The sequence below is a fragment of the Halomonas aestuarii genome, assembly GCF_001886615.1.
GTDB classification, from domain to species: domain Bacteria; phylum Pseudomonadota; class Gammaproteobacteria; order Pseudomonadales; family Halomonadaceae; genus Halomonas; species Halomonas aestuarii.
Window position 1 is genome coordinate 1,209,499 of sequence record NZ_CP018139.1, and the last position, 21,359, is coordinate 1,230,857.

22 protein-coding genes and 1 pseudogene are annotated in these 21,359 nt (G+C 68.7%); 12 read left to right on the plus strand and 11 right to left on the minus strand.

From position 1 onward, the window contains the following. Nucleotides 1–31: 31 nt before the first annotated feature. Both dprA and BOX17_RS05500 read right to left on the minus strand, forming a co-directional pair. Nucleotides 32–1,129: a DNA-processing protein DprA gene (dprA, locus tag BOX17_RS05495; protein WP_071942523.1), complete on the minus strand. Its 1,098-nt coding sequence runs from the start codon at nt 1,127–1,129 to the stop codon at nt 32–34. A gap of 14 nt (nt 1,130–1,143) precedes the next feature. Further along, nucleotides 1,144–2,253, minus strand: coding sequence for a LysM peptidoglycan-binding domain-containing protein (locus BOX17_RS05500; protein ID WP_071942525.1), 1,110 nt, complete (start codon nt 2,251–2,253; stop codon nt 1,144–1,146). Nucleotides 2,254–2,424: 171 nt separating this feature from the next. Here BOX17_RS05500 and def point away from each other — a divergent pair, with 171 nt between their 5' ends. The 8 genes and pseudogenes from def to BOX17_RS05540 all read left to right on the plus strand — a co-directional run bounded on the left by def (nt 2,425) and on the right by BOX17_RS05540 (nt 10,882). After that, nucleotides 2,425–2,937, plus strand: coding sequence for a peptide deformylase (def, locus tag BOX17_RS05505; protein WP_071942527.1), 513 nt, complete (start codon nt 2,425–2,427; stop codon nt 2,935–2,937). Between the two features lie 108 nt (nt 2,938–3,045). Continuing rightward, nucleotides 3,046–4,034, plus strand: a pseudogene (gene fmt / locus BOX17_RS05510) (methionyl-tRNA formyltransferase). Next, nucleotides 4,031–5,383 carry a 16S rRNA (cytosine(967)-C(5))-methyltransferase RsmB gene (rsmB, locus tag BOX17_RS05515; protein ID WP_071942529.1) on the plus strand — a complete coding sequence of 451 codons (1,353 nt, stop codon included), beginning with the start codon at nt 4,031–4,033 and terminating at the stop codon, nt 5,381–5,383. Before fmt ends, rsmB begins: the two are co-directional and overlap by 4 nt. A 36-nt stretch (nt 5,384–5,419) precedes the next feature. Further along, nucleotides 5,420–5,626, plus strand: coding sequence for a dodecin (locus BOX17_RS05520; protein ID WP_071942531.1), 207 nt, complete (start codon nt 5,420–5,422; stop codon nt 5,624–5,626). 118 nt (nt 5,627–5,744) lie between these two features. Then, nucleotides 5,745–7,118 carry a Trk system potassium transporter TrkA gene (gene trkA / locus BOX17_RS05525; protein WP_071942533.1) on the plus strand — a complete coding sequence of 458 codons (1,374 nt, stop codon included), beginning with the start codon at nt 5,745–5,747 and terminating at the stop codon, nt 7,116–7,118. Nucleotides 7,119–7,161: 43 nt separating this feature from the next. Beyond that, nucleotides 7,162–8,610: a TrkH family potassium uptake protein gene (locus tag BOX17_RS05530; protein ID WP_071942535.1), complete on the plus strand. Its 1,449-nt coding sequence runs from the start codon at nt 7,162–7,164 to the stop codon at nt 8,608–8,610. Between the two features lie 467 nt (nt 8,611–9,077). Then, entirely contained in the window at nt 9,078–10,316 is a 1,239-nt protein-coding gene (locus BOX17_RS05535) for a TraB/GumN family protein (protein ID WP_071942537.1), read from the plus strand. A 224-nt stretch (nt 10,317–10,540) separates the two neighbouring features. After that, nucleotides 10,541–10,882: a c-type cytochrome gene (locus tag BOX17_RS05540; RefSeq protein WP_071942539.1), complete on the plus strand. Its 342-nt coding sequence runs from the start codon at nt 10,541–10,543 to the stop codon at nt 10,880–10,882. Nucleotides 10,883–10,940: 58 nt separating this feature from the next. On the opposite strand, the gene BOX17_RS05545 is transcribed toward BOX17_RS05540, so the two are convergent. The 4 genes from BOX17_RS05545 to aceK form a co-directional block, all read right to left on the minus strand. Then, on the minus strand, nt 10,941–11,741 hold the full coding sequence (locus tag BOX17_RS05545; RefSeq protein WP_071942541.1) for a tRNA-uridine aminocarboxypropyltransferase: 801 nt from the start codon (nt 11,739–11,741) through the stop codon (nt 10,941–10,943). 53 nt (nt 11,742–11,794) lie between these two features. Next, nucleotides 11,795–12,535: an SIR2 family NAD-dependent protein deacylase gene (locus BOX17_RS05550; protein ID WP_071942543.1), complete on the minus strand. Its 741-nt coding sequence runs from the start codon at nt 12,533–12,535 to the stop codon at nt 11,795–11,797. Nucleotides 12,536–12,751: 216 nt separating this feature from the next. Beyond that, entirely contained in the window at nt 12,752–13,171 is a 420-nt protein-coding gene (locus tag BOX17_RS05555) for a SpoIIAA family protein (RefSeq protein ID WP_071942545.1), read from the minus strand. A gap of 88 nt (nt 13,172–13,259) precedes the next feature. Continuing rightward, entirely contained in the window at nt 13,260–15,005 is a 1,746-nt protein-coding gene (gene aceK / locus BOX17_RS05560; RefSeq protein ID WP_071946671.1) for a bifunctional isocitrate dehydrogenase kinase/phosphatase, read from the minus strand. A gap of 168 nt (nt 15,006–15,173) precedes the next feature. Here aceK and BOX17_RS05565 point away from each other — a divergent pair, with 168 nt between their 5' ends. The 4 genes from BOX17_RS05565 (at nt 15,174) to BOX17_RS05580 (ending at nt 17,600) form a co-directional block, all read left to right on the plus strand. Then, nucleotides 15,174–15,650, plus strand: a complete 477-nt coding sequence (locus tag BOX17_RS05565) for a peroxiredoxin (RefSeq protein WP_071942547.1) — start codon at nt 15,174–15,176, stop codon at nt 15,648–15,650. Between the two features lie 107 nt (nt 15,651–15,757). Then, entirely contained in the window at nt 15,758–16,516 is a 759-nt protein-coding gene (locus BOX17_RS05570) for a pseudouridine synthase (protein ID WP_071942549.1), read from the plus strand. After that, nucleotides 16,513–17,343 (plus strand): tRNA cyclic N6-threonylcarbamoyladenosine(37) synthase TcdA, encoded by an 831-nt coding sequence (gene tcdA, locus BOX17_RS05575; RefSeq protein WP_071942551.1) that lies wholly within the window; start codon nt 16,513–16,515, stop codon nt 17,341–17,343. The genes BOX17_RS05570 and tcdA overlap by 4 nt, the downstream gene beginning before the upstream one ends. Before the next feature lie 32 nt (nt 17,344–17,375). Continuing rightward, the gene (locus tag BOX17_RS05580) at nt 17,376–17,600 is read left to right on the plus strand and encodes a DUF1653 domain-containing protein (protein WP_071942553.1); all 225 of its coding nucleotides are present in this window, start codon (nt 17,376–17,378) and stop codon (nt 17,598–17,600) included. Between the two features lie 66 nt (nt 17,601–17,666). On the opposite strand, the gene bfr is transcribed toward BOX17_RS05580, so the two are convergent. From bfr to lptF, 5 genes are all read right to left on the minus strand, one after another. Beyond that, on the minus strand, nt 17,667–18,149 hold the full coding sequence (gene bfr / locus BOX17_RS05585; RefSeq protein ID WP_071942555.1) for a bacterioferritin: 483 nt from the start codon (nt 18,147–18,149) through the stop codon (nt 17,667–17,669). 154 nt (nt 18,150–18,303) lie between these two features. Continuing rightward, nucleotides 18,304–18,510: a (2Fe-2S)-binding protein gene (locus BOX17_RS05590; protein ID WP_071942557.1), complete on the minus strand. Its 207-nt coding sequence runs from the start codon at nt 18,508–18,510 to the stop codon at nt 18,304–18,306. A 121-nt stretch (nt 18,511–18,631) separates the two neighbouring features. After that, nucleotides 18,632–19,105 (minus strand): RDD family protein, encoded by a 474-nt coding sequence (locus BOX17_RS05595; protein ID WP_071942559.1) that lies wholly within the window; start codon nt 19,103–19,105, stop codon nt 18,632–18,634. A gap of 12 nt (nt 19,106–19,117) precedes the next feature. Continuing rightward, the gene (lptG, locus tag BOX17_RS05600; RefSeq protein ID WP_071942561.1) at nt 19,118–20,182 is read right to left on the minus strand and encodes an LPS export ABC transporter permease LptG; all 1,065 of its coding nucleotides are present in this window, start codon (nt 20,180–20,182) and stop codon (nt 19,118–19,120) included. Continuing rightward, on the minus strand, nt 20,179–21,261 hold the full coding sequence (gene lptF / locus BOX17_RS05605) for an LPS export ABC transporter permease LptF (protein WP_071942563.1): 1,083 nt from the start codon (nt 21,259–21,261) through the stop codon (nt 20,179–20,181). Before lptF ends, lptG begins: the two co-directional genes overlap by 4 nt. Nucleotides 21,262–21,359 lie beyond the last annotated feature (98 nt).

Consider the following 21,359-nt stretch of genomic DNA (forward strand, 5'->3'; position numbering starts at 1 on the left):
GGCAGGCCGCCAGCTATGGGGTCGTATGCTATCACGCTCCCGGCCGGGTCGGCAGGCGCACCCAGCCACCGGCAGCCTGGGCCGCGACGCCCTCGAGTTCCAGTTCGAGCAGGCCGCGCTGGCAGTCGGCGACGCCGCGGCCGGTCAGCGAGACCAGGGCATCCACCGGCGTGGGCGTGTCGCTCAGCCAGCGCAGCAGCGAATCCTCCCGCGCCGGGTCCGGGCCGGGCGCAGGCGGGGAATCGATGGCGGTGGCCACGGCCCACTGACGCAGCTCGGCGAGGATGTCGTCGACCTGGCGCACCAGCACGGCACCATCGCGAATGAGCTGCAGACACCCCCGGGCCATGGGGTTGTGGATGGAGCCGGGCAGGGCGAAGACCTCGCGGTTCTGCTCGAGGGCCAGGCGGGCACTGACCAGCGACCCGCTCTTCTCGGCCGCCTCGACCACCAGCACGCCCAGCGAGAGGCCGGTGACGATGCGGTTGCGCCGCGGGAAGAAGCCGGCCCGGGCCCGGGTGCCGGGAGGATGCTCGGAGAGCAGCAGCCCGCCGGGCTCCTGCAACCGCCGATGCAGGCGGTGATGGCGGGGCGGGTAGGTGACGTCCACGCCGCAACCGAGCACCGCCACGCTGGTGCCGCCGGCCTCCAGGGCCGACTGCTGGGCGGCGGCATCGATGCCCAGCGCCATGCCGCTGACCACGCACCAGCCTCGCCCGGCCAGCTCCCTGGCGAAGCCTGCGGCATTGGTGAGTCCTTCCCGGGTCGGCCGACGCGAACCGACCATGGCCAGTCGCGGTGGCTCGAGCGCCGAGAGGTCCCCCATCGCCCAGAGCACCGGCGGCGGATCGGCGATCTGCCCGAGCAGCCTCGGCCAGTGCGGATGGTCCGGATGGATCAGGTGCCGGGCGGGCTCGGCACCCAGCCAGGTGTCATCGGCGTCCAGCTCGGCGGTGAGGGGGCTGCGCGCGGGATGATCGAGCCACAGCCGCAGGGCCGTGGCCGCCTCCCGGGGCAGCAAGGCCAGCCAGCCCGACGGCCAGTCGGGGCGGGCCGCCGCCAGCTCGGCCAGGCGCGCCGCCCCGACGCCGGGCAGCCTGGCAAGGGCCCGCCACTCGCGCGACTGCACCTGGCGTGGCGCCCCTAGCGCAGCGCCGTGTCCAGCAGGCGCCGGGGGCTGTGGATCCGGTCGCCGACGGAGAGGGTGCGGCTGGCCTGCATCACCAGGCCATAGCTCATCTTCTCGTAGGGCCGGAAGACCATCACCAGGCCGGCATCCTCGCCGGGCAGGCGCAGCGCCTCGCCGGTGCGCGGGTCGTCGACCAGGTCTCCCTGCTGCTCGACCATCAGCACGTGCCCCGCTTCCAGGCCGTCGCGACGGCCGCGGTCGAGCGCCACCACCTGCAGGCGACCGATGAAGCGCACGCCCCCCGGCACCGCCAGGATGTGGCCGTCGACCTCCCGGTCCGGCGCCCGCGGCAGGAACTCGGTGACCAGGCGGCGGTCCTCGAGGGGCAGCACGATGTCGTCGTCGCGGACCTCCTGGCGGGAGGAGGTGACCTCCATCACCACGATGTCATCCTCCTGCCGCAGCCGACGCGCCTCGCCGACGCTCTCGAGCTCGAGGCCGAGCGACTCGCCGGTGACGCTGTCGACGTACTGCTCGCCCACCCGGTAGAGGCCGACACGGCCGCCGCCCTCGACCCGACCGCGGGCATAGAGGCGATCGCCGCTGCCGCTGATCAGCCGACCGTCGTCCCCGGCGACCACGTAGGCCAGCTCGTCCAGCGCCTCGGGATCCTCGATGACCCGATGCTCGCGCAGGAAGTGACGCACGGCATCCAGCGGGATCGGCTCGATGGCCTCGCGGTGGGGCGTGGTGCGCACCTTGGGCGACAGCCGTGCCATGCCCTGGCCGCGCTCCAGGCCGAGGCAGGGGCGACCGTTGCAGTCGTAGAGGTAGACGATATCGCCGGGATAGATCAGGTGGGGGTTCTTGATCTGCGGGTTGACCTGCCACACCTCGGGCCACTGCCAGGGATGCTGCAGGAAGCGACCGGAGATGTCCCACAGGGTGTCCCCCTTGACCACGGTATAACGATCCGGCGCGTCCCCCCTCAGGCCGTCATCCCAGGAAAGGCCCTGGGCCTGAAGCTGGGGGGTGCCGAGCCCGAGAACCCCGCCCACCAGCAAGGCACCGACCCCCGCCTTGAGCCGCTGGCACCACGCCACTGCGCATCCTGTCTGTTTCATCCCTGCTCTCCCCCGCGTTGCTGGCCTCACGCCTGGCGCCCATGGAACGACGGCGACGTGGTATAGTCAGATGCTATCGATGTCATGCACGTTCGACGGTATCGCCGTGGAACGCGTACTCTTAGAATAGTGTCATCTTGTAAATGACAGCATAACGGTGATTCCAACGCCATGGCCAAATTACCTATCCTCGAATTTCCCGACGAGCGGCTGCGGACGATCGCGGCGCCGGTCGAGACGGTAGACGACGAGGTACGCCGCCTGGTCGACGACATGCTCGAGACCATGTACGACGCCAGTGGCATCGGACTCGCCGCCACCCAGGTGGACGTGCACCGCCGGGTCATCGTCATGGACGTCAGCGACGACCGCGCAAGCCCGCTGGTGCTGATCAACCCCGAATTCACGCCCATCGGCGACGAGCGCGACCCGATGCAGGAGGGGTGCCTGTCGATCCCGGAGTATTATGCCGAGGTCCCGCGCGCCCTGAAGGTGCACCTGAAGGCTCTGGACCGGGACGGCCAGCCCTACGAGCTCGAGGCGGAGGGGCTGCTCGCCCACTGCATCCAGCACGAGTACGATCACCTCGAGGGGGTGCTGTTCGTCGACTACCTCTCGCCGCTCAAGCGGGACCGGGTGATGAAGAAGATGCAGAAGCGTCACAAGCAGATGCAGCCCGCCTGACCCGTCAGCGATCCCGCGACCGAAGGCCGACGTTTGCGCGTCGGCCTTCGTCGTTTCCGGTCGCCTCCGTTATCATGAGGGCCATCGCCCACTGGCAAGGCCCTCACCATGTCCCGACCCCTGCGCGTCATCTTCGCCGGCACCCCCGACTTCGCCGCCGAGAGCCTGTCGGCGCTGCTGGCGAGCCGACACGACGTCATCGCCGTCTATACCCAGCCGGACCGCCCCGCGGGCCGTGGCCGCAAGCTCACCCCGAGCCCCGTCAAGGCCCTGGCGCTGCGCCACGACCTGCCGGTGCACCAGCCCGAGACCCTGAAGGCGCCCGAGGTGCAGGCCGAACTGGCGGCCCTCGAGGCCGACATCATGGTGGTGGTGGCCTACGGGCTCATCCTGCCCGGCGCGGTCCTCGAGATTCCCCGGCTGGGCTGCCTCAACGTGCATGCCTCGCTGCTGCCGCGCTGGCGCGGGGCCGCGCCCATCCAGCGGGCCATCGAGGCCAGGGATGACGAGAGTGGGGTGACCATCATGCAGATGGATGAGGGACTCGACACTGGCGACATGCTGCTGGTCAGGCGGACGCCGATCACCGCCACCACCACCGGGGGCGAACTCCACGACACCCTGGCGGGTCTGGGCGGCGAGGCCCTGGTCGAGGCCCTGGACGCCCTCGCCGGTGACGAGCTGGCCGCCACTCCCCAGCCCGCCGACGGCGTCACCTATGCCGCCAAGCTCTACAAGGCCGAGGCGGAGCTCGACTTCCGGCGCCCGGCCGAGGAGCTGGCCGCCCGGATCCGCGCCTTCAATCCCTGGCCGGTGGCCTGGTGCCCCCTGGGGGGGATCGCCTGCGCCTGCTGATGGCTCGAACCGACACGCCGACGCCAGACGAGTCGCCGCGTCCCCCCGGCACCCTGCTCTCCCCCGAGGCCGACGCCCTGCGCATCGCCTGCGGCGAGGCCGGTGACGAGGTCCTGGCGGTGACCCGCGCTCAGCTGCCCGGTGGCAAGGCCATGCCGGTGCGCGAGCTGCTCAAGGCCCGCGCCGACCGATTCCCCCCCGGGACCCGCCTGGGGCACCACGACGAGGAGGCCCCGGCATGAGCAAGAAGACATCCCCCACCCCCTCCCGGGAAGGCCAGCGCGACGGCGGCCTGGCCGTGCGCGCCGCCGCTGCCCGTGCCCTGGCCCCGGTGATCACCGGCAAGGGCTCGCTCACCGGCCTCGATGACCATCAGGTGGTGGCCCGGGACCGGGCCCTCTTCAAGGCCCTCTGCTACGGCAGCTGCCGCACCCTGCCGAGACTCGAGGCGCTGGCCGGCAAGCTGTTGGCCAAGCCGTTCAAGGCCCGCGATGCCGATGTCCAGGCGCTGCTGCTGCTCGGCATCCACCAGCTGCTCTACCTGCGCATCCCGGCCCATGCCGCCGTGGGCGAGACCGCCGGTGCCGCCCGCCTGCTGGGCAAGGAGTGGGCCACCCGGGTGCTGAACGGCTGCCTGCGCCGCCTGCAGCGCGAGAGCACCGAGCTCCAGGCGGAGGTGGACCAGGACCCGGCTGTGGCCCTGCTGCATCCCAGGTGGTGGCTCAAGGCCCTGCGCAAGGCGTGGCCGGACGACTGGCGGGCCATCTGCGAGGCCAACAATGTGCCGGGCCCCATGACCCTGCGAGTCAACCGCCGCCACGGGGATCGCGAGATGTACCTGGACCGCCTCGACGGCGCCGGCATGCAGGCGCGCCTCTGCCTGCATGCCCCGGACGGCCTGACGCTCGAGACGCCGCGTGATGTCGAGACGTTGCCGGGCTTCGCTGAGGGCCAGGTCAGCGTCCAGGACGAATCGGCCCAGCTGGCCGCCGTGCTGCTCGGCCCTTCCCTGGCACCGCGCCCGGGCGCCCGGGTGCTGGATGCCTGCTGCGCCCCGGGCGGCAAGACCGCCCACCTGCTCGAGCTGTTCGACCTCGACCTGCAGGCCATCGACAGTGACCCCGCTCGCCTGGCCAGGGTCGAGGACACCCTGGGTCGCCTGGGGCTCTCCGCGACCCTGGCCACGGGCGATGCCACCGAGCGTGACTGGTGGGATGGCACCCCCTACGATGCCATCCTGCTGGACGCCCCCTGCTCCGGCAGCGGGGTGATCCGCCGACACCCGGATATCAAGCGGTTGCGTCGTCCCTCGGACATCGCGAAGCTGGCCGAGCTCCAGGCCCGCCTGCTCGACAACCTCTGGCCGCTGCTCAGCCCAGGGGGGACCCTCCTGTACGCCACCTGTTCGGTGCTGCCCGAGGAGAATGCCGAGCAGATCGACGCCTTCCTGGCCCGCACCCCCGATGCCGAGGTCACTACCCCGGCCGAGATGGGCTGGGGCCGCGTCTCGGGCGCCGGGCGGCAGCTGCTGCCCGAGCCCGACAGTCACGACGGCTTCTTCTATGCCAGACTGGTTAAGCGCCCTGCCTGACGGGCGGCATGATCGATCCGCAACACAGGAGGCCTCATGAGCCATCACACCTACAAGCATATCGAGCTGACGGGTTCCTCGGAGAAGGACATCGAGGACGCCATCCAGAACGCCCTGACCAAGGCCGCAGAGAGCCTGCACGGCATGCGCTGGTTCGAGGTCATGGACACGCGCGGCCACATCGAGCACGGGCGTGTCTCCCACTGGCAGGTCACCATCAAGGTCGGCTTCACCCTCGACTGAACCGCGACACGACCTGTTCTTCTCCCGATGGCTGGTTTAGGCTTGCCTCGGTATGCTGCGGCGCACAAGGTGCGCCGCCCTCGATCCCCCGGGTCTGACCAGAGCGGATAGCACAACGATGAAGATCATCATTCTGGGCGCCGGCCAGGTCGGCGGCACCCTGGCCGAACACCTGGCCCGGGAAGAGAACGACATCACGGTGGTGGACACCGACAACGAGCGCCTGCGCGAACTCCACACCCGCCTGGACATCCGCACGGTCTCCGGCGCCGGCTCCTACCCGATGGTGCTGCGCCAGGCCGGCTGCGAGGATGCCGACATGCTGATCGCGGTGACCAACTCCGACGAAGTCAACATGATCGCCTGCCAGGTGGCCCACACGCTATTCCGCACCCCCACCAAGATCGCCCGGGTGCGCGCCACCGCCTACCTCACCCGCAAGGGGCTGTTCGCCCACGATGCGGTGCCCATCGACGTGCTGATCAGCCCCGAGCAGGTGGTCACCGACCACATCCGCCGCCTGATCGAGCACCCCGGGGCCCTGCAGGTCCTGGAGTTCGCCAGCGGTCTGGTGCAGCTGGTGGCGGTGAAGGCCTTCTATGGCGGCCCCCTGGTCGGCCAGGAGCTGGGCTTCCTGCGCCGCCACATGCCCAGCGTCGATACCCGGGTGGCGGCCATCTACCGCCGCAACCGGCCGATCATCCCCCGCGGGGACACCGTGATCGAGGCCGACGACGAGGTGTTCTTCATCGCCGCCCGCCGCGACATCCGCGCCGTGATGAGCGAACTGCGTCGCCTCGACCGCGACTTCCGCCGGGTGATGATCGCCGGCGGCGGCAACATCGGCGAGCGCCTCGCCGAGCACCTGGAACACAGCCACCAGGTCAAGATCATCGAGCACAACCTCGACCGCTGCACCCAGCTCTCCGAGCGCCTGGATCGCACCGTGGTGCTGCACGGCAGCGCCACCGCCAAGCGACTGCTGGAAGAGGAGAACATCGAGGACTGCGACATCTTCTGCGCCCTGACCAACGACGACGAGGTCAACATCATGTCGTCGATGCTGGCCAAGCGCATGGGGGCCAAGAAGGTGCTGACGCTGATCAACAATGCCGCCTACGTGGACCTGGTGCAGGGGGGCGAGATCGATATCGCCATCTCGCCCCAGCAGGCCACCATCGGCAGCCTGCTGACACACGTGCGGCGCGGCGACATCGTCAACGTCCACTCGCTGCGCCGTGGCGCCGCCGAGGCCATCGAGGCCATCGCCCACGGCGACACCCAGTCCTCGAAGGTGGTGGGGCGGGCCATCGGCGACATCGACCTGCCCCAGGGCACCACCATCGGCGCCGTGGTGCGCGGAAAGGAGGTGCTGATCGCCCACGACGACGTGGTGGTGGCCTCCGGCGACCACGTCATCCTCTTCGTGATCGACAAGCGCCGGCTCCGCGACGTGGAGCGGCTCTTCCAGGTCGGACTGACCTTCTTCTGATGGCCTGTCTCGTACCCCCTGGCGACCCGAGGAGAGCCGCCCGATGAGCCTGCGCATGATCCTGCGCATCCTGGGCCTGCTGCTGATGATGTTCAGCCTGACCATGGTGCCGCCCATCCTGATCTCGCTGCTCTACCAGGACGGCATGTGGGAGGCCTTCGCGGTGGCCATCGGCATCACCGTGGCGACCGGGGCGATGATGTACCTGCCCAACCGCCGGGCCCGCAAGGAGCTGCGCACCCGCGACGGCTTCTTGATCGCGGCGCTGTTCTGGAGCGTGCTGGGGCTGTTCGGCTCGCTGCCGCTGATGCTCACCGGCGACACGGCCCTGTCGCCCACCGATGCAGTGTTCGAGTCCTTCTCCGGACTGACCACCACCGGCGCCACGGTGATCACCGGCATCGACTTCCTGCCCAAGGCGGTCCTCTACTATCGCCAGCAGCTCCAGTGGCTGGGCGGCATGGGGATCGTGGTGCTGGCCGTCGCCATCCTGCCGACCCTGGGGGTCGGCGGCATGGCCCTCTACCGCACCGAGATCCCCGGTCCACTCAAGGACTCCAAGCTCACCCCGCGCATCACCGAGACCGCCAAGGCCCTCTGGTACATCTACGCCACCCTGACCGTCACCTGCATGCTGGCCTACATGGCCGCCGGCATGGACTGGTTCGACGCCCTGGGGCACAGCTTCTCCACGGTGGCCATCGGCGGTTTCTCGACCCATGATGCCAGCATCGGCTACTTCGACAGTGCCGCCATCGAGATGATCTGCACCGGCTTCCTGCTGATCTCGGCGTTCAGCTACAGCCTGCATTTCCTGGCCTGGCGCCAGCGCAGCCTGACCCACTACTTCCAGGACCCCGAGGCGCGCTTCCTGATGCTCTTCCTGAGCGCGCTGACGGTGATCACCGCGGTCTCGCTGTGGCTGACCGACGCCTACTCGACCTCCCTGGGGCTTCGCCATGCGGTCTTCGAGGTGGTCTCCGTGGCCACCACCGCCGGCTTCGCCGTGGCGGACTTCTCCACCTGGCCCGGCGCCCTGCCCTTCCTGCTGTTCGTCGCGGCCTTCGTCGGCGGCTGCTCCGGCTCCACCGGCGGCGGCATGAAGGTGATCCGCATCATCCTGATCCTCAAGCAGGGCATGCGCGAGGTGATGCGCCTGATCCACCCCAATGCGGTGATCACGGTGAAGATCGGCAAGGTCAGCGTGCCCGACGGCATCGCCCAGGCGGTGTGGGGGTTCTTCTCCGCCTACGTGATGCTGTTCTTCCTGATGCTGGTGGGGGTGATGGCCACCGGGGTGGACCAGGTCACCGCCTGGTCCACGGTGGGCTCGGCGCTCAACAACCTCGGCCCGGCGCTGGGCGAGGCCAGCGCGCATTACGGCGACCTGCCAGACCTGGCCAAGTGGATCCTGGTGATGGCCATGCTGCTCGGCCGCCTGGAGATCTTCACCGTGCTGGTGCTCTTCACCCCGGCGTTCTGGCGCAAGTGACGAACGTCACCGCTGTGCAGGCGGGCCGCCTGCACGCTGGCCGGGCCAGCGCGGCTCACATGACGGGGGCGACCTTCCGGACCTGGCCAAGTGGATCCTGGTGATGGCCATGCTGCTCGGCCGCCAGGAGATCTTCACCGTGCTGGTGCTCTTCACCCCGGCGTTCTAGCGCAAGTGACGAACGTCACCGCTGTGCAGGCGGGCCGCCTGCACGCTGGCCGGGCCAGCGCGGCTCACATGACGGGGGCGACCTTCCGGACCTGGCCAAGTGGATCCTGGTGATGGCCATGCTGCTCGGCCGCCAGGAGATCTTCACCGTGCTGGTGCTCTTCACCCCGGCGTTCTGGCGCAAGTGACGGCGCCCCCGAAGACCGCGATCGATACATTGGAGACGCCGGCAAGGCGGGTTTGGCCTGCCCCGGCGCTTCGTGGATAATCGAGCCTTCACCCTTCAGACCCGAGCGTCCATGACCGACTCCCAGGACTCCGTGATCACTCCCCCGCAGGACGAGACCACCAGCGGCCCGCGCCGGGAGCTCGTGGTGGGCGAGACCCGCTACACCCTGCTGGGCACCGCCCATGTCTCCGCCGAGAGCGCCGCGGACGTGCGCGCGCTGATCCGCTCCGGCGAATTCGATGCCGTGGCCATCGAGCTGTGCGACTCTCGCCACCACAGCCTGACGAACCCCGATGCCCTGGGCGAGCAGGACCTGTTCCAGATCTTCCGTCAGGGCAAGGCCGGCATGGTCGCCGCCAGCCTGGCGCTGGGCGCCTTCCAGCAGCGCGTGGCCGAACAGTCGGGCATCGAGCCGGGCGCCGAGATGCGCGCCGCCCTGGAGGAGAGCCGCGACGCCGACCTCCCGCTGCTGCTGATCGACCGCGACGTGGGCATCACCCTCAAGCGCATCTACCACAACGTGCCCTGGTGGCAGCGCTTCTCGCTCTTCTCGGGCCTGCTCGGCAGCGTCCTGTCGCGCCAGCAGGTCTCCGCCGAGGAGATCGAGCGACTCAAGGAGGGCGACGTCCTGGAGTCCACCTTCAGCGAGTTCGCCGCCGAGTCGGCCTCCCTCTACACGCCGCTGATCAGCGAGCGCGACCGCTACATGGTGCTGCGCCTGGCGGAGGACGCCGGGCCCGGCCGCTATCGCCGGGTGCTGGTGGTGATCGGCGCCGGCCACATGAAGGGCATGGCCGAGCAACTGGAACAGCCACTGCCCGACGACCCCGTCCCTGAGCGCAAGCGCCTCGAGGCCACGCCGCCGCCCTCGCGCGTGTGGCGGGCGCTGCCCTGGCTGATCACGCTGCTGGTCCTGACCGGCTTCGCCATCGGCTTCTCGCGCAACACCGGGCTCGGCTGGCAGCTCGTGGCGGAGTGGTTCCTGATCAACGGCGTGCTCTCCGGCGCCGCCACCCTGATCGCCCTGGCCCATCCGGTCACGGTGGCGGCTACCTTCGTCGCCGCCCCGCTCACCTCGCTCAACCCGACCATCGGCGCTGGCTTCGTGGCCGCGGGCGTCGAACTCTGGCTGCGCAAGCCCAAGGTGCGGGACTTCTCGACCCTGCGACACGACGTCACCGAGCTCAAGGGCTGGTGGCGCAACCGGGTCTCGCGCACCCTGCTGGTGTTCCTCACCGCCACCCTCGGCTCCGCCGCCGGCACCTGGATCGCCGGCTTCCGAATCGCCGGGAAACTGTTCGGCGGGTGAGCGTCCCCGCTGGCCGCCGGCCAGGATGATGCCCGCCACCGCCACCTGGACGATGGCGGGCCACTCCCCTCGGGTATGAGAAAAACCGGAAACCGCGTGATGGCCCTGTCGGGGTGGCTGGCCTAAGTTCAAGGCAACTGCCCCGGCCGTTTCGCGTGCCCGGATGGCAGCCTCGAGACAAGCAGCACCCACCGAGCATACCGACCCACACAGGGGGAAAGGACATGAAAACCACGCTCCTATGCATGGCGCTGACCGGCCCGTTGCTGGTCGCCGGCTCCGCGGCAGCGGACATGAATGGCGACATGATGAAGCTGGCCGAAGAGAAGCAGTGCCTGAGCTGTCACGCCCGGGACGACGACACCCCGAGGACACCGAGCTTCACCAGCATCGCGGCCAAATATGCGGGAGGTGAGATGCGGGACTACCTGGTCGAGGTTGTGATGACCGGGGGCGAGAAGCACTGGGGGTCGGCGACCATGCCGGAGCCGGGTGAGCGCCCCGAGGTAAGCGAGGAGGAAGCCGGACAGCTGGTCGACTGGATCCTGAGCAAGCACGGCGAGTGATGTTGCGGCGGCCCGGCGCGTGACCGGGCGTTCGCGTCAGCGGAGAAAGGACGCAGGCTCAGTGAGCGGCTCTCTCCAGCAGACGCCGCATGGCTGCCGTCGGTGCCTCTAGCTTCTCGTGGCGCCGACTGGCGGCATAGCTGTCGTTGAAGGCATCGAAATAGTCATCGAGCACCTCTGCCGCCCCCGCATCGCCGGCCTGGCGAAGCATTTCGATGGCCACCTCGGCCGTGCAGAGATGCGCGGCCGAGGCCGGCTTGCGCAGCCGGTAGCGGGTGCGCCGCTCGGTGGCCAGGGGCAGCACCGGCAGCCGGTCGAGGTAGGGGCTCTTGCGGAAGATCCGCCGGGCCTGGCGCCAGGTGCCGTCGAGGATGATAAAGACCGGAATCCGACCCTCTCCCTGACGTTCGGTCACGGAATCCATCCCCACCACGCGGTCGGCATAGTCGGGCTGGTCGTCGGGAAAGATCACGAAGGGCGCGTAGCGCTCGTCATCGAGCAGGGCCAGCAGTCGCGCATCCGGCGCCGTGCGGTACCAGGTGAAGACCTCGGTATCCGGCAGGACATCGCCGATCAGCCGGCCGGTGTTGGTGGGCTTGTGATGCTCCAGCGGATGGGTCAGCAGCCACACCCGCGCGCCGCTCTCGGCCCGCACCCGATAGGGACAGAGGCAGTTGAGGGCCGGCAGTCGACAGCCCTCGCAACGAGTGACGAAGCTGCCGCGGGCCTTGAACTCGCGCCGCGGCGGCCGCGGATGGCCGGTGGCGGGGTCACTGGACGGACCGGCTTCGGGGTCACTGGAGAGAGTGGTAACGGGATCGCGCTCGTTGACGGTGTCCTGGAGCGTGTCGTCCTGCATGCTGGCGTGATCCCGGCGGCGAAGAGGGGCAACATTCTAGCATGCCCCCCGCCTCATGCCTCACTCAGCAGGGTCTCAGGCAGCCACAGACGCCCCTCACGCTTCCAGTGGCGCACCAGGGTGGGCACGCCCCGGCCCGCCGGCTGCGCAAGGGCCGTCGTACCGGGCGGCGCCAGGGCACGGGCCTCGGGGTCGACCAGCACGCAGGGCGCGTCCAGCGGAGTGTGCTCGAGCAGCGCCGCGGCCGGCATCACCGCAAGGGACGTCCCCACCACCAGCAGCAGGTCGGCCCGAGCCACGGTCTCGCACGCATCCATGAAATGCGGCACGCCCTCGCCGAACCACACCACGTCGGGGCGCAGCTGGCTGCCCTTGTCGCAGAGATCGCCCAGGCGAATCCCGCCGCGGGGCAGGGGATAGCAAATGCGCGGGTCCAGCGTGGAGCGCGCCTTGAGGATCTCGCCGTGCAGGTGCAGCACCTGACGCGAGCCGGCGCGCTCGTGCAGGTCATCGATGTTCTGAGTGATGATGCTGACCGCGAAGCCCTGCTGCTCGAGGCTCGCCAGCGCCCTGTGGGCGGCGTTGGGGCGTGCCCGGCGCACCTGGTCGCGACGCTGGTCATAGAAGCGCAGCACGCGCTCGGGATCGCGCCGCCAGCCCTCGGGGGTGGCGACCTCCTCGATCGGATGGTCGGCCCATAGGCCGTCGCTGGCGCGAAAGGTCTGGATGCCACTCTCGGCACTGATCCCGGCCCCGGTGAACACCACCAGGTGGGGGCCTCGCTGCTCGACCATTCACCACCTCTCGCCAGTCGGGCACCAGCGACTCACTGTCCAGCGCCAGTTACCCTCTGTCCAAACGTTGCCAGTTCCTGAAACTACCACCCCGGGCCTCGGTGCGACCAGACGGAGCCCCGAGCGGACACTGCAGCACACGAGCAACGGGCATTCAGTCATACAATGGCGTGTGGATAACCTTGAGGGCACCTCGGCGTCGGCTGAGCGGCACGATCAGGCGCCGTGATAGCCATCTTCCTCGGGGTCCTCATGGTCCCCCTTGGGCAGTGCGGCGGCCCAGGCCATGGCCTCGGCATGCTCGCGTGTGGGGAAGGTGCGAATCTCCACGGCCTTGAACAGCCGCTCCTCCAGGTAGGCGAGATGCTTGACCCACTCCTGATCGGTGACCACGGCGGCCCGGTGGTAGCGCTTGAGATCGCCGAGTTGGGTCAGGCCATAGCCGACATCCTTCATCAGGGCGGTCAGGGTCAGCCAGCGAAGGCCGTCAATCTCGACCACCAGGCTGACCCGGGGATGGGCCCGCTTGGCGGCCTCGATGGCATCGATGGCGCACTGCAGCTCCTGGCCCGTGACGACGCCACTCGCCTTCATCGCCACGACATGCTCGGCCGGATGGGAAATGAGGTCCAGCATGGGCGCTCACCTTGAAGTTGATAGCGTGGCAAAGCAGACTCGGTGGCTTTCAGCATAGCGTGCCTCGGCCTGGCCGGGACCTGGCTGGCTAGTAGGTCAGGCCGTTGCCGTCGTCGGCGGTGAAGCGCCGCTTGTTGCGATAGGGGTAGACGTCGATCACCCGGCCGTCGAGGATGGCCCGCTGAAGCCCCTTCCAGTAGTCAGCATCGAAGAGCTCCGCATGCAGCTGGTAGAAGAGCTTGCGCAGCCGCACGTCGGCGAACAGGAAGGGACCGAATTCCTCGGGGAAAATATCATTGGGCCCCACCGAGTACCAGGGCTCGTTGGCCAGCTCCTGTTCCGGATACATCGGCTCGGGAATGTGCCGGAAGTTGCACTCGGTGAGGTACGAGATCTCGTCGTAGTCGTAGAAGATCACCCGACCGTGGCGGGTCACCCCGAAGTTCTTGAGCAGCATGTCGCCGGGGAAGATGTTGGCCGCGGCCATCTGCTTGATCGCGTTGCCGTAGTCCTTGAGCACCGCCTCGGTCTCCGCCGCGTCGCAGGTCTCGAGATACAGGTTGAGCGGGGTCATCATGCGCTCGGTATAGCAGTGCCGGATGATGACCTTGTCGCCGCGCAGGTAGACGGTGGACGGCGCCACCTCCAGCAGGTGCGCCAGGCAGTCCGGGTCGAAATGATCCTGGCGGGCGATGAAGTTGGAAAACTCCTGGGTATCGGCCATGCGCCCCACGCGGTCGTGGCGCTTGACCAGGCGATACTTGTCGCGGACGTTCTCCGCCGTCATCTCCTTGCTCGGGTCGAAGCGATCCTTGATGATCTTGAACACGGTGCGGGAGGAGGGCAGCACGAACACGGCCATGACCATGCCACGCACCCCCGGGGCGATGATGAACTGATCCTCGCGCCTGGCCACCTGGCGGTTCAGGGCACGGAAGAACTCGGTCTTTCCGTGCTTGAAGAAGCCGATGGCGGCATACAGCTCGCCCTGGGGCTTGTCCGGCATCAGTTCCTGGAGGTAGTGCACGAACTCGCTGGGGACCACCACCTTGACCTGGAAGTAGGCGCGGGTGAAGGAGAAGATGATCGAGACCTCCTCGGGCTCGATCAGCAGCGTATCCAGGTGCAGCCCCTCGCCCTCCCGGTGCAGCACCGGCAGCACCAGCGGCACCTGCTCGCCACCGCCGAGTACCCTTCCCACCAGGTAGGCCCCCTTGTTGCGGTAGAAGACGCTCTTGATCAGCTCGATCTCGGCCTCGGGATCCGCCTGGATGGCCGCGGGCAGCAGCCGGACAAGCACCTCGCTGCCCAGCTCGGCATCCCGTCCCAGGTCGACGAAGGGCGTCTCGAAGCGCGCCTCGCCCAGGGCCCAGCGCAACCCCTCCGCCCAGTCGCCCCCCACCCGACGTGAGCGGCACAGCTGCAGGCCGGAATGGTGCGCCGCCTGCTCCCGGGAGCTGTAGACGAACATCCAGTCGTTACGGATGTGGCGATGGTGGAACAGCGAGCAGAACATCGAGTTGAAGAAGGTCTCGGCCAGCTCGTAGTCGAGCCGTTGGTCGATCAGGTCGGCATAGTGCCCCCGGGCCTCCTGCCAGCACTCGAAGCTGGTCAGCTCGTCATCGTCGAGGGTGCGCCTGAGGCGGGCCAGGGTGTCCTGGACCTTCTCGTCGTAGAGGTCGATGCGCTCCGCCGAGGCCTGCTGGGCCTCACGCCAGGCCGCGTCCCGGAAGCGACGACTGGCATCGTCGGTGATCTGCTTGAAGCGCGAGCGGTACTCGTCGAAGCCGTGCAGCACCGCGGCGGCAAGGCGATAGGCGGGCGAATGCGTCATGGTCTGGCTCCGGGCAGCAATCACGCCCAGCATGACGAATCGTGTCGGGCAAGGCGAGCCGACCAAGGTGGCGTGCCCCCTGGCGAACCACCGGCGAGGCCATCACACTGTCGGGGCACACCCGCGGTGTGTCCCGACACCCACCGTTTCCACGACAAGGAAGACCCCATGACGATTGCCAAGGGCGACAAGATTCCCGATATCACCCTCAAGACCAACGGCCTCAAGGGCCCCGAGGACCTCTCCACCGGCGCCTTCTTCGCCGGCCGGCGGGTGGTGCTCTTCGCCGTGCCCGGCGCCTTCACGCCCGGCTGCTCCAACACCCACATGCCGGGCTTCGTGGTCAATGCCGACAAGCTCCTCGACAAGGGCGTGGACGCCATCGCCTGCATGGCGGTCAACGATGCCTTCGTGATGGATGCCTGGCAGAAGGACCAGAACGCCCAGGCCTTCACCATGCTGGCCGATGGCAACGCCGAGTTCACCCGGGCCCTGGGCATGGAGATGGATGCCTCCGGCGGCGGCATGGGCGTGCGCAGCAAGCGCTTCGCCCTGATCGCCGACGACGGCGTGGTGGAGTACCTGGGCATCGACGAGAAGGGGGTGGACGCGAGCAGCGCCGAGACCGTGCTCGAGCACCTCTGAGGCCGACCGGAGCGGACCGCGCGGCATGGCAACACAGGGGGGCGGGATGACAGCACGGCGCCGGACGGCGACAATGGCGCCCCCTGGTAACCTGCACCGATGCCCCGATGACGCCACCGCTGAGCCTTCTCCATCTGGATGACCACCTGGTCGCCGTGCACAAGCCGGCCGGCCTGCTGGTGCATCGCAGCGCGCTCGCCCGCGGCGAGCGGGAGTTCCTGCTCCAGCGCCTGCGAGACCAGCTCGGCCGTCGAGTCTACCCGGTGCACCGCCTGGATCGCCCCACCTCCGGGGTGATCGTCTTCGCCCTCGACCCCGACACCGCGGCCGCGCTCCAGGCAGCCTTCACCGCGCGCCGGGTGACGAAGCGCTACCTGGCGGTGGTGCGCGGCATCGGGCCGGAGCGCGAGCGCCTGGACTATCCGCTGCGCGAGGAGGATGGCCGTCGCCCCAAGGCGCAGATGCCGGCCATGGAGGCGGCGACCGAGGTCCGGCGGCTCGATACCGTGGAGCTGCCGGTCCGGGTGGACCGCTACCCCCAGAGCCGCTACTCGCTGATGGAGGCGAGCCCCCTCACCGGCCGCCGCCACCAGATCCGTCGCCACCTCTCCCGGCGGGGCTACCCGATCATCGGCGATGCCAAGCACGGCAAGGGCAACCATAACCGCTTCTTCGCCGAGCACCTGGCCTGCCCCCGGCTGCTGCTGGCGGCGGTGGGCCTGGGCTTCGACCACCCGGTGAGCGGCCGCCCCCTCGACCTCTGCTGCCCGCTGGATGCCACCATGACTACCCTCTTCGAGCGTTTCGGGTGGACGGGCCACCTGCCGACCCCGACACGATCCCCTGTCCCGAGCGTGATGCCATGACCGATTCTCTCCCGTTCGCTTCGCCCGCGCCCTCCCCGGACGATTTCGAGGCCCGCTTCGGCGGCATCCGAAGGCTCTACGGCCGGCGTGCCGCCGAGCGCTTCCGCACCGCCCACGTGGTCGTGGTGGGCGTGGGCGGCGTGGGCAGCTGGACGGTGGAGGCCCTCGCCCGGTCGGGCATCGGCAAGCTGACGCTGATCGACCTGGACGATGTCTGCGTCTCCAACGTCAATCGCCAGCTGCATGCCCTGGATGGCACCATCGGCCGCCCCAAGGTCGAGGTGCTGGCCGAGCGCTGCCGGGCCATCCAGCCGGGCATCGAGGTAGTGGCCGACACCGCCTTCGTCACCCCCACGAACCTGGCCAGGCGCATCCCCGAGGATGCCGACCAGGTGGTGGACGCCATCGACAGCGTGGTCGCCAAGGCGGCGCTGATCGCCTGGTGCAAGCGCCGCAAGCTGCCGATCGTGGTGACCGGTGCCGCTGGCGGCCAGACCGACCCCACCCGCATCCGGGTCGCGGACCTGACGCGCACCGAGCACGACCCGCTGCTGGCCAAGGTCCGCGCCAGGCTGCGCCGTAATTTCGGCTTCTCGCGCAATCCCAAGCGGCGCTTCTCGGTGGAGTGCGTCTACTCGGACGAACAGCTGGTCTACCCGGGCAGCGACGGCGAGGTATGCTTCCAGAAACCCGGCGAGGGAGAGGCCACCCGGCTCGACTGCGCCTCGGGCTTCGGCGCGGCGACCTTCGTCACCGGCAGCTTCGGCTTCACCGCCGCCTCCCGGGTACTGGCCCGACTGGCGAAGCAGGCCAACGCCACCCCCTGACCCCCGCTCACCCCGGCAAGAGGAGCCGTCCCATGGAAACCCAGGCCCCACGCGGCATCTACCGCCACTACAAGGGTCCGCTCTACGAGGTGATCGGGGTCGCCCGGCACAGCGAGACCGAGGAACCCCTGGTGGTCTACCGCGCCCTCTACGGCGACTACGGCCTCTGGACACGCCCCCTGGCGATGTTCCTCGAGACCGTCGAGGTACAGGGGGAGCCGGTCTCCCGCTTCGCCCTGGAAAGGGCCTTCCCATGACAGAGCGCCCCGTGGCAACAGGCCACGGGGCGCTCGGTGATCTCCTGGGGCGGGAGCGGCGAGGGGTTACTCGTCGCCGGCCATCTGCATCTGCTTCTGCAGGTAGTTCTCGATGCCGACCTTGTCGATCAGGCCTAGCTCGGTCTCGATGTGATCGATGTGATCCTCCTCGTCGGCGAGGATGTCCCGGAAGAGGTCCCGGCTGACGTAGTCCCTGACCTGCTCGCAGTAGGTGATGGCCTCGATGTAGTCGTTGCGTCCCTCGTGCTCGATCTTCAGGTCGCACTCGAGCATCTCGCGCACGTTCTCGCCGATGTTCAGCTTGCCGAGGTCCTGAAGGTTGGGGATGCCCTCGAGGAACAGGATGCGCTCGATCAGCTTGTCGGCGTGCTGCATCTCCTCGATGGACTCGTCGTACTCCCACTTGGCCAGCGCCTTCATGCCCCAGTCCTTGTACATCTTGGCATGCAGGAAGTACTGGTTGATGGCCACCAGCTCGTTGCCGAGCGCGGTATTCAGGTGTTCGATGACCTTGCTGTCGCCTTTCATCTCGTTACCTCGATCACTGTTGTCGGTTCGCTGGGGCCAGCTTGGCATGGCCATGGCGGCCTGGCCAGCCCGGTGACCTACAGTGTAGGAGAGGCTATGAGGAACTCCATCGAATCATGGGGTTGAAAGGAACAAGAGACGGGAATGAGGTCGGTCAGACGGCGTAAGCGAGCCCCTGGGCAGGGGCGCTGAGCTCGGACTTGATCGCCTCGCGGGTGATGTCCTTGCCCGTGCAGGCGCACTTGCCGCACTGGGTGCCGCACCCCGTGGCCTCCTGGACCTCGCGCCAGCTGCGCGCGCCCTCCTCGACGGCCCCGCGGATCCGGTGGTCGGTCACGTTCTTGCAGAGACAAACGTACATGTCATCACCTCACGCTGGTCATGAGGTAAATGTAAATGATTCGCATGGATGATCGCAAGTCGATTCCCGACCAGAACCTGATCGAGGTCAGGTTTCCGGGCCTCGCCCTGCCCGGCGGCGCTCAGCGCCGCTTCGGCAGGACCACCACCCGGGTGCCGGAGACGATGTCCGGCCAGCTGCGCTTCTCGTCGTCGAACAGGATCCAGAGGTAGCCCAGGCCAAAGGCGGCCAGGGAGACACCGGCCACCAGGAAGCGCTGCAGCGCCTGGAAGGAGGTGATCGAGCAGCCATCGAGGGTCTGCACCCGCAGCCGCCAGGCCTGCATGCCCAGCGTCATGCCGCCCCGGGTCCAGAAGTGGGCGAAGAAGAGGAAGGCGCTGACCGCCATCAGCAGGCGCAGCGAGAGCACCTGGGCAAGGCCCAGTCCGACCTGCTCGGCCGGCACCTCCAGCACCAGCCGCACGACGGCCAGGTGCAGCGCGGTGATGACGATCCAGATCGCCAGCACCAGCAGGCCATCGTAGAGCATGGCGCCCAGCCGCCGACCGAGGCCGGCCGGCCAGACATCATCGAGTTGGTCGAAGCGTCGCTGCATGGGATCCTCGTCTCAGCCGGTCCGTCGCAGAAGGTAGAGTCCCAGCCCCGCACACAGCAGGGTGGGGGCCAGCACCGCCCAGGCAGGCGAGAAGCCGAAAAGTGTCGATGCCGGGCCCAGCAGGTCCTGGAGGTACTTGAAGGAGAGGCCGACGATCACCCCGTAGAAGACCCGTGTCCCGGCGGCCACGGTCCGCAGGGGACCGAACACGAAGGAGGCCGCCACCAGCACCAGCGAGGCCATGGTCAGCGGCATCAGCGTCTTCTGCCAGAAGTAGAGCAGGGGCTGGGTCGCCTGCTGCCCCTGGGCATGCAGGTAGCGCGCGTAGGACCACAGTTCGCTGGGCGCCTGGCTCTCGACATCGCGCAGCAGCCGATCTAGCTGCGCGGGCGTCATCGTGGTCTCCCAGGGCAGGGCGTCATGGCGCTCGACCTCGGTGCCCCCCTCATGGAAGCGGGTCACGGCCACCTGCCGGAGCTGCCAGTGGTCCCCCTGCCAGACCGCCCGGCGGGCGCGCAGCGCCTCGCGAAGCGACTTGTCCTCGAAGCGGTAGCGGGTCAGGTCGAGGACGGTGTCGTCGGCGCGGATGGCGCCGAAACGGTAGACGTCATCCCCCTGTCGCTGCCAGCCGCCGCGCTCGGTCAGCAGGGCGCCCTCCCCCTGCCGCTGCTCGAGACGCCAGGCGGCGGCGAACTGCTCGGTCCGGGGACTGACGAACTCGGCGATGACGAGCACCACCACGATCACCAGGATGATCGGCTTCATCACCCCCCAGAGGATGCGCACCAGCGACCGACCCGCGGCACGCATCACGGTCAGCTCGTTGCTCGACGCCATGCTGCCCAGGCCAATCAGAGCGCCGATCAGCACCCCCACGGGGGCGTACTGGTAGAAGCGCCAGGGCAGGCGCATCAGCAGGTAGAGCAGCACCTGGAAGGCGCCGTAGTCGCCCTCGATGTCGCCGAGGTCGTTGATATAGGTGATCACCAGGTCCAGGCCCAGCAGCACCACCTGCACGACGAGGATCGCACCCAGCACGTTGCGGGCGATGTAGCGATCGAGACGGTCGGCGATCATCCGCTCATCCCCCTGCGCTGGTCCCTCGCCAGCATGGCCAGGCCGATGGCCAGGAAGCCGCCATGGATCGGCCACATCCCGATGGCCACCGGCCAGCTGCCGCGCCCGATGGCATCCAGCGCCGCCAGCAGCAGGCTGAGATAGGCCACGTAGAGGAAGATCGCCGGCAGCAGCTTGGCGAAGCGCCCCTGACGCGGGTTGACCCGGGAGAGGGGCATGGCCAGCAGGGTCAGGATGAAGACCATCAGCGGCAGGCCGAGGCGCCACTGCAACTGGGCCCGAGCCGGCAGGGCCTCGTCGGCGAACAGCGCGGCCGTGGTGGCGTACTCGGGCGCCTCGAGCTCGGGGCGCTCGGCGGCCCCGGAGAGGCGCACGGCGTAGGTGCCGAACACCAGCCGCTCGGCCTGGGCGCGCCCCGGGTCGACGCTGTAGCGCTCGCCGTCGGCCAGCACCAGGAAGCGGCTGCCGGTCTCCGGGTCGACGGTCTGGTAGCCGGTCTCGGCCCGGGTCACCACGCTCTCGGGGGTGCCGTCGGTGCGCGACTGTCGCTCGCTGATGAAGACCTCCTGCATCCGGGTGCCGTCGTCATTGAAGCCCTCGGTGTAGGCCGTGCGCCCGCCACCGAAGTCCTGGAAGCGCCCCGGCGCCAGGGCCGAGAAGTCGAGCTGGCTGCGCTGCTCCTCGAGGAGCACCTCCTTGTCCAGGGCCCCGGCCGGGGTCAGCCACAGGCTGCAGGTCCCCACCAGGATCGCCACCAGGGTAGCCGGCACCAGGCTGACCTCCAGCAGGCGATTGGGGCTCGTGCCGCAGGCCACCAGCACGGTGATCTCGCTGTTCAGGTAGAGCTGGCCATAGGCCAGCAGGATGCCGAGGAAGAAGGCCAGCGGCAGGATCAGCTCGAGGAAACCCGGCAGATGGAGGAGCATCAGCGTGCCGAGGATGCTCACCGGGATATCGCCCTCCGCCGCCGTGGAGAAGTAGCGGATGAAGCGACTGCCCATGATCACCAGCAGCAGGACACCGGCCACGGCGGCCATGGTCTGCAGGATCTCGCGGGTCAGATAACGGAATATGATCAACGCTGTCTCCCGGCCCGACACCCCGCGGTGCCCGGCCATCTTCCATGCAATGACGCCTTGCCTTGGGTACACTGGGATGACTCGGCAACGTGCCGGCA